The sequence below is a fragment of the Erythrobacter sp. CCH5-A1 genome (genome assembly GCF_001557115.1).
GTDB lineage: Bacteria > Pseudomonadota > Alphaproteobacteria > Sphingomonadales > Sphingomonadaceae > Erythrobacter.
On the sequence record NZ_LSKQ01000183.1, the window covers coordinates 1 to 6,267 of the forward strand.

At 65.0% G+C, this 6,267-nt stretch carries 8 protein-coding genes; all 8 read right to left on the reverse strand.

From position 1 onward, the window contains the following. Positions 1-101 precede the first annotated feature (101 nt). A complete protein-coding gene (locus AX708_RS19915) occupies positions 102-425 on the reverse strand; it encodes an HNH endonuclease signature motif containing protein (RefSeq protein ID WP_082745449.1) in 324 nt (107 codons plus the stop codon). Between the two features lie 92 nt (positions 426-517). After that, positions 518-1,153 (reverse strand): hypothetical protein, encoded by a 636-nt coding sequence (locus AX708_RS10915; protein ID WP_066526656.1) that lies wholly within the window; start codon positions 1,151-1,153, stop codon positions 518-520. Further along, positions 1,153-2,247, reverse strand: coding sequence for a DnaA N-terminal domain-containing protein (locus AX708_RS19920; protein WP_197425921.1), 1,095 nt, complete (start codon positions 2,245-2,247; stop codon positions 1,153-1,155). Before AX708_RS19920 ends, AX708_RS10915 begins: the two co-directional genes overlap by 1 nt. Beyond that, positions 2,244-2,684: a hypothetical protein gene (locus AX708_RS10925; protein WP_082745447.1), complete on the reverse strand. Its 441-nt coding sequence runs from the start codon at positions 2,682-2,684 to the stop codon at positions 2,244-2,246. The genes AX708_RS19920 and AX708_RS10925 overlap by 4 nt, the downstream gene beginning before the upstream one ends. Continuing rightward, complete coding sequence (locus AX708_RS19925; RefSeq protein ID WP_082745446.1) at positions 2,681-3,970, reverse strand: DNA cytosine methyltransferase; 1,290 nt, start codon at positions 3,968-3,970, stop codon at positions 2,681-2,683. Before AX708_RS19925 ends, AX708_RS10925 begins: the two co-directional genes overlap by 4 nt. Continuing rightward, positions 3,970-4,533: a hypothetical protein gene (locus tag AX708_RS10940; protein ID WP_066526641.1), complete on the reverse strand. Its 564-nt coding sequence runs from the start codon at positions 4,531-4,533 to the stop codon at positions 3,970-3,972. The genes AX708_RS19925 and AX708_RS10940 overlap by 1 nt, the downstream gene beginning before the upstream one ends. Continuing rightward, complete coding sequence (locus AX708_RS10945) at positions 4,530-5,063, reverse strand: hypothetical protein (RefSeq protein WP_066526640.1); 534 nt, start codon at positions 5,061-5,063, stop codon at positions 4,530-4,532. Before AX708_RS10945 ends, AX708_RS10940 begins: the two co-directional genes overlap by 4 nt. Next, positions 5,060-6,169, reverse strand: coding sequence for a PcfJ domain-containing protein (locus AX708_RS10950; RefSeq protein WP_197425920.1), 1,110 nt, complete (start codon positions 6,167-6,169; stop codon positions 5,060-5,062). Before AX708_RS10950 ends, AX708_RS10945 begins: the two co-directional genes overlap by 4 nt. Positions 6,170-6,267: the final 98 nt, after the last annotated feature.

Genomic DNA, 6,267 nt, shown 5'->3' on the forward strand with positions numbered 1-6,267 from the left:
GCCCTCGTCCCGAAAGCGGCCATCGTATGCGACGGTCCTCACCGGACGCTTACGGTCGATCTGGGGCGGGATCGCCCGCTTTGATCTGTTCGCGTTTGCAGTCAGGTCCGCGCCTTGCGCCCTTCCCTTGCCGTCTTAGCCTTGTGGCAGGGATCGCATAGGCTTTGCAGATTGCTTTCGTCGTCCGTGCCGCCCCGGTGCTTAGGGACTATGTGATCGACCGTCGTGGCGACGACAGATCGCCCAGCCTTGCGACATGAACGACAGAGAGGTTCACCCTTCAGGATGCGGGCGCGAAGCTGATCCCATGCCCAGCCATAGCCGCGCTGTTTCCGCGTTCCTCGCGTGGTGCCAGCCCACCCCCGGCGCTTGCCGGACGGGGTGCCAGTTTTCAAATTGGGGGGACGCTTCGCCACGAAGGGCACTTACAAGAAACGCCCGGAAGCCCAGTCGAAAGACAAGGGCGTCGGGCGCAACTTTGAACAATGACTGACAGGTATCACTTCCATGTGCGTTGTCAAGCCGCGTCCGCCAGCCCGACGACGCGCGCGCCGATCCCCGCCAGCAAGTAGTTCGCAGCGATCTTGAACGCCGAACTGGCCTTGCGCTTCGCCCGGTCCGAGCAGACGTGCGGATAGACCGCCGCGCCGATTGCTTCGAACGTGTCGTCGCCTTCGGCGTCCATGCTGCCCATTACGCCGTCGAAGACCTGGCGAAGATCATTGTCAGGGATAAAGCCGCGCGCCCAATCCACGTCCGACCGCGCTTCCATGGCCGCTTGCGTCGTCGGGATATGGTGGAACGCCGATCCGCCGCCGCTTCCGGACACGTCCAGGCCGCACTTGATCAGGCCGGATTGCGCCATTGCCAGCCGGTCCGCATACCATTCGAGACAGGCGAACACGGTCCGGTCGATCACCTTGGACCGATAGAGGGTTTCGAAGCGCGGCACGCGGCGGACAGCCTTGTGTCGCCGAATTTCCCCCCGGATGATCACTTCGCCGTAAGGGTTCTGGACTTCGGCGACTTCATAGCTGCCCCGGTCCAGCCGCGCGCCGTTGCTGATCGCCTGCTTCAAGACCGGGTGCATGTTGCCGGCCGTATTCGCCCCGCCCGTGCGCCGTGCCCGGTTCTTCTTTTTCGCCTTGCCCATTATCGCCCAGCTCCTTCCATGTGTGCGGTTTCGACTTGAAAGCGGACCCAGCGGACGCCGGACCCAAGGACGGCGCGGCACGCCGCCATGATCTTCGATTGGAAGCGGTCTTCGATCCACGCGCGCGCGAACTCACTTCCGACGACGACGACAACGCCGGGCGGATCGTGGATCAGCGCCGCGTTTGCGATCCATGTGTCATAAAGCGCGCCGCCCAGTTCCCGGCGAAGCGCCTTGTGGATCGCCCCGGATCGTCCGTCTTCGCGCGCCTTCGCGGCGACCGGCTTGGACAGCGGGGCGGCGGGCTTGCCGCTAGACGGGCGCGCTAGGGCAAGGTGCGCGAAACTCACGCCAGCCTTGGCGTCGCGCATGATCTTCGAATGATCATTGATCAGCCATTTCGCCAGCGCCGCGTTCCAGTCGCGCTTGCAGCCGATTGCCCGCGTCTCCGTCTGCCAGTGCAGCCGGAACGTCTCGCAAACCGCCTCATAGGCACCCGACGGCCATTGCTGGACCAGCTTCCCGGCCATGGGGGACAGATCGGCGACCGGCGGGGGCGACCAGTCGTCCGGAAGCCGTGATCCCCTTGTCCCGCGCTTGCCGGTGCGACCAGCCGGGGCGGGTTCTTCCCCTTCCGATCCATTGTCAAAATCAGGGGCGGGGGTCTTATCAGCGTAAGCTGATAAGGGGGGAAGAAGGTTAGAAACAGGTTCCGTGTCCCTATTTTGGGACTGTTTCGATCCAGAAACGGAACTGTTCCGCTTTTGGAACTGTTCCGCTTTTGGGACTGTTTCCGACGCGGGATCATTCGACGCCCCGGCTTCCGCCGCTGCCAGCCGATAGACCTTCACCTGTCCGGTCCGTCCGCGCCGTTCACCCGTGTCTTCGATCAGCGGAAACATGCCGTCTTCCAGCCGCTGAAGCGCGCCGATTACGGTCTTCCGGTTCAGATCGCTGAAGTCGCAAAGCCATTGGATCGACGGGAAGGCGCAATGATTGGCGTCGGCGCACGACGCCAGCCCCAGAAGGACCAGTTTCGCCGACGCCGATCCGGGGCGTTGCTTCGCCGCCCAGCTTTGGGTTTCCCAGCTCATGCGCGCCGCCACATGAAAGCGGGGACGTCCGGGACAAGCCATAGGTGGCGCAGGTTCGCCACATTCACGACGTCCCTGTCCGGCGGATAGACTTCCAGCCCAACGCGGTCGCCGTAGCCCGCCAGCGTCTTAAGGTGCTGAAGATCGTCCCAGGTGATCCCGTCAACCCATCGCCCCGACGCCCGGTCGAAAGCACAACGCTGGATTGACAGGCGAACTACGTCCCCCGGCTCCGCGAACACCTGAACAAGAAAATCGCGGTTCCGTAGCGCCCGGATCAGATTGTCGCGATGATGCGGCCATTCGGCGCGCGGAATTTCGACAAGCCGATCCACCGGAAACCGCTTGTTCTCTTGCTGCATCGCGCGAAGCTGTTCACGCGTCGGGTTTAGCCTCTCGGTCTTTTCAGGCCGGGGCACACAATCGCGCCATTTCATGATTTCCCCCGTCCAGCCGCTTCTTCGACGGCCTGTTCGACCAGCGCGATCCGTGCGCCGATCCAGCGCATGACGTTGACCGCCATGCTGTTCCCGATTGCCTTGTATCGCGGCCCGTCGGGCGCGCACTTCCCGCGCCAGCGGATCGCCGTGAAGTCGTCCGGGAAGCCCTGAAGCCGTTCGCATTCGCGGGGCGTCAGTTTCCGGACCGTCCAGCCGTTCACCGCCGGGATCGCCGCCAGCGGGCGCATGTCGCTAGTCGCCCCCGCGTCCGCGCCGTTCAGGGCGGGACAGATCGGTTCAGGCTGTCCGCGACCGTTGCGCGCAATCCGCGACTGGAAGGCGAACGCCACATGCGGCGGGTGCGCCCCAGCCGCCAGCGGGTGACAGGGATCGCCGGGCTGGGGATTGCTGAAGTTCGACGCGGACGTGATCTGTGTCGTGTCGAAGGGCACGGCGACAAGGTTCTGGCATTCGTCGCCCGACGGCCCGCCGGAACCCTTCGCCCACTTCGACGACACGGTTCCGCTGATCAGGCCGCTTCCCGGTCCCCCGTGCCTTCCAGCGCCGCAATCCCCTTCAGGATCGCTTCCAAGTGTGTCGGAAGCGCTTTGCCCCGCCGTTCGGCGCGGTTCAGCAAGCCCGCGCAGGCTTTCGGGGTCGAATAATACCGTGACGGCACGGGCGTCGTTTCCAGAATGTCCGACAAGGAAGCAACGTCGCCGACGCTGGGGGACAGCCCTGCCGAACCCGTCCACTCGCACAAATTGAGCGTCAATAGTCCGCCAGGCTCCACGATACCCGCATTCCCGAAAGAGATTGAGGAACTCGGCGAAGTCTGCTGTTTCTGTCCATTCGGCAATCGCTTCATTGTCCGGTTCACCGGACCAGCTTGAATAGACGCCGGGGACATTCTCCCAGACCAGCCAGCGGGCGCCAATTCGTTTAGCCAGCGCCAGGAACTCGATTGCGAGGTTGCCGCGCGGATCGTCCAGTCCCAGACGCTTTCCCGCGATGCTGAACGACTGACAGGGGGTTCCGCCGACAAGAAGGTCAACTGGTCCGACATGTTCGGGTCCGATCTGTGTGAAGTCGCCGAACAGGGGGGCGAAGTTCTGCCCTTCCTGCCAGCGGTGATCCCAGTCCACGGCGACCGCGCCGTGACGCTGTTCCAGAACAGCACGGGGGAAGGGTTCGATTTCGGCAAAGCCAGCCGGGGTCCAGCCCAGCGGGTGCCAAGCGACCGTCGCGGCTTCAATGCCGGAACAGACTGATAGATAGCGCATTAGCGGCCCGCCTTCTCACTAGCGGGAACGACGGCGCGATCCTTGATCCAGCGCGCGGCTTCCCGCGCCGCCATGAACTGGCTGGGCGAAAGACGTCCCTTCCGCATGGCCGCAAGATCGGCTGCGATCTGGCCTTCCACGATTGCGCGCGCTTCCTTTGCCCGGAAGCCGTCGATTTCCGTCAATCGGGCGTAAGTCTGGCGGTAGGCTGGCGGGCACCATGCCAGCCGCCGTTCGGTAAGTGTCCGGCCCGCCTGGACGCGCGAAGGGTGCCCGGCGGGAAGCGGGCGGGCAAAGCGCCCGATATTGTTCAGCGCCTTGCCCAGCGCCCGGCGATGTTCGATCATGTCCGGGCGGCGGTTGGCTTCCGTCATACTCGCCACGCGCGCGGCTCGCTGATCCGGATCGGACCAGTTCTTCCGCATGGCCGCGCTGATCTTTGCCCGCGTTGCCGGGTCGCGGGACATGGCGCGCGCGGTGCAGCTCTTGCAGCGCGTGCCTTTGCGTTGCTTCGAAGGTGCCAGCGCGCCGCCGCAATCGGAACAGATCAGCGCCGCCGTCATGGCGCTTTCCCGTGATCGGGATCGACCAGCGTCACGACGACGCAAGAGCGCGGTTCAGCGCGAAGGACGGGCACGGTCCGGAACCGGGCGTCGTCGCACTTCAGGGCGTCGGCGATCCCGTCGCGCCCCGCCTTGAAACTGGCTGGAATGTTGTCGTCGTCGCGACTGGCTCGCGTGGGCGGGAAGAAGTCCAGCCGGACGACGATCTGGGCACCGCCAGCCGCATAGGCGGGAACCTTCAGCCCGGCTTGCAGCGCCAGCGCCCAGCACAAGCGACGATAGGCTTTCGTCACGGGGGACTTCTTCGACCAGTGCCCGCGCCAGTTCGGCGACAGCTCGACCGGCGGGAAGGGCACGATCACGCGCGGTCCCGGCGGAAGGTCCGCAATGTCGTCAATCGGCTTGGGATCAGGGCGCGGACGCGGCGCGCGTGCCGCCTTCTTAGGCTTGGCCTGATCGCCTGAAGCCAGCGCCGCCGCCCAGCTCTTGCCGCCGCGCCGGGCGGGCTGGAAGATCGCCCGCTTCGTCATAGCCGCGCGCCTTGTGCCCGTGCGGCGGTGAACGCTTCGCGCGTCGCCGCCGGAAGTCCGCGAAGGGACGTCGGGTTATTCGTGCCCGCTTCCGTGACGCAAACGGCGAACTTGTCGGCGGCGGCGATCACGTCCTTCGGCGGACGGGCGTTGCAGACGCCCTTGATCTGGACCGCGCGGGCGCGACCGGGAAGGACCGCGAATTCCGCCGTGGCGACGCGCCGGCCGTCCTTGCGGATCAAATAAATCCGGGCGCGGCCCGACTGAATGTCGCGGTAATAGCTGGCGACGCAATGGTGCATCGCCTTGCCTTCGACGACTAGCGCGCGAAGGGATCGCAGCGCGTGGAATTCGAACCCGGACAGGGTGACTTCCGTCGGAAAGCCGCGATAGGCGACGTCCGTGTCATACTTGCCGTCATTGATCCGGTCGATCTGGGCGTTCGCAAGGGCTTCATGCCAGTCGGCGGCTTCCCGGATCATGCGTTCCCATGTCCACCGGGCGTTCCACTGGTCGCGGTTGCAGATCAGGAAGTCGGCGATCTGGTTCGATTGCATCCCTTCCGCCGGATCAGGGGTTCGCCCGTGCCGGGACAGCGCCAGCATTGCCCAGCGCAGGATCGGCGCGTTCAACTGTTCGTCGGGCGCGCGGCGCTGAAGGATGGTCCAGAGAATGTCCAGATCGCCCAGCCAGTGCATGTGTCGCGTGGGGGCTTCCGGAATGGACTGGCTGATCGTCGAAGGATCGACCAGCCGCGTGATCGCCTGAAGCACGCCCCAGACGCCGGGGCGGATCGCCTTCGCGGATATGGATCGCAGCGGATAGGCGACGCGGAACGCCTTCATGACGTCCTTCAGCCGCGCGCCCCGTTCGACCAGCGGCTTGAAGTTCATCGCCACATAGGCCCGTTCGGATCGCTTGGACGCCTTCCCGCCGAAGGTCGCCGCCAGCGCCAGCACGGGCGCTTGTTCCAGATAGTCCAGCGCGCGCGGGTGAAGCGCCGCCAGCCAGATCGCAGCCGGACGGACGCCCTGATTGCCGAACATGGCATGGGCTTTCATGGTGTTCCGCGAAACCCAGTCGTCGAACGGAAGAATTCCGTTCATGCTGGCTTCCATGGCGATCTGATTGCCGAACGTCTGTGCCAGAACCCCTGTGTGGACGGCTCTCCGTTGGCAAGGGTATTTCTGCGCTGCGCTGGCTG

Coding starts and splice junctions, on each gene's coding strand:
- AX708_RS10915 (WP_066526656.1), bottom strand. CDS start 1,153: ATGGGCAAGGCGAAAAAGAAGAACCGGGCACGGCGCACGGGCGGGGCG.
- AX708_RS19920 (WP_197425921.1), bottom strand. CDS start 2,247: ATGAGCTGGGAAACCCAAAGCTGGGCGGCGAAGCAACGCCCCGGATCG.
- AX708_RS10925 (WP_082745447.1), bottom strand. CDS start 2,684: ATGAAATGGCGCGATTGTGTGCCCCGGCCTGAAAAGACCGAGAGGCTA.
- AX708_RS19925 (WP_082745446.1), bottom strand. CDS start 3,970: ATGCGCTATCTATCAGTCTGTTCCGGCATTGAAGCCGCGACGGTCGCT.
- AX708_RS10940 (WP_066526641.1), bottom strand. CDS start 4,533: ATGACGGCGGCGCTGATCTGTTCCGATTGCGGCGGCGCGCTGGCACCT.
- AX708_RS10945 (WP_066526640.1), bottom strand. CDS start 5,063: ATGACGAAGCGGGCGATCTTCCAGCCCGCCCGGCGCGGCGGCAAGAGC.
- AX708_RS10950 (WP_197425920.1), bottom strand. CDS start 6,169: ATGAACGGAATTCTTCCGTTCGACGACTGGGTTTCGCGGAACACCATG.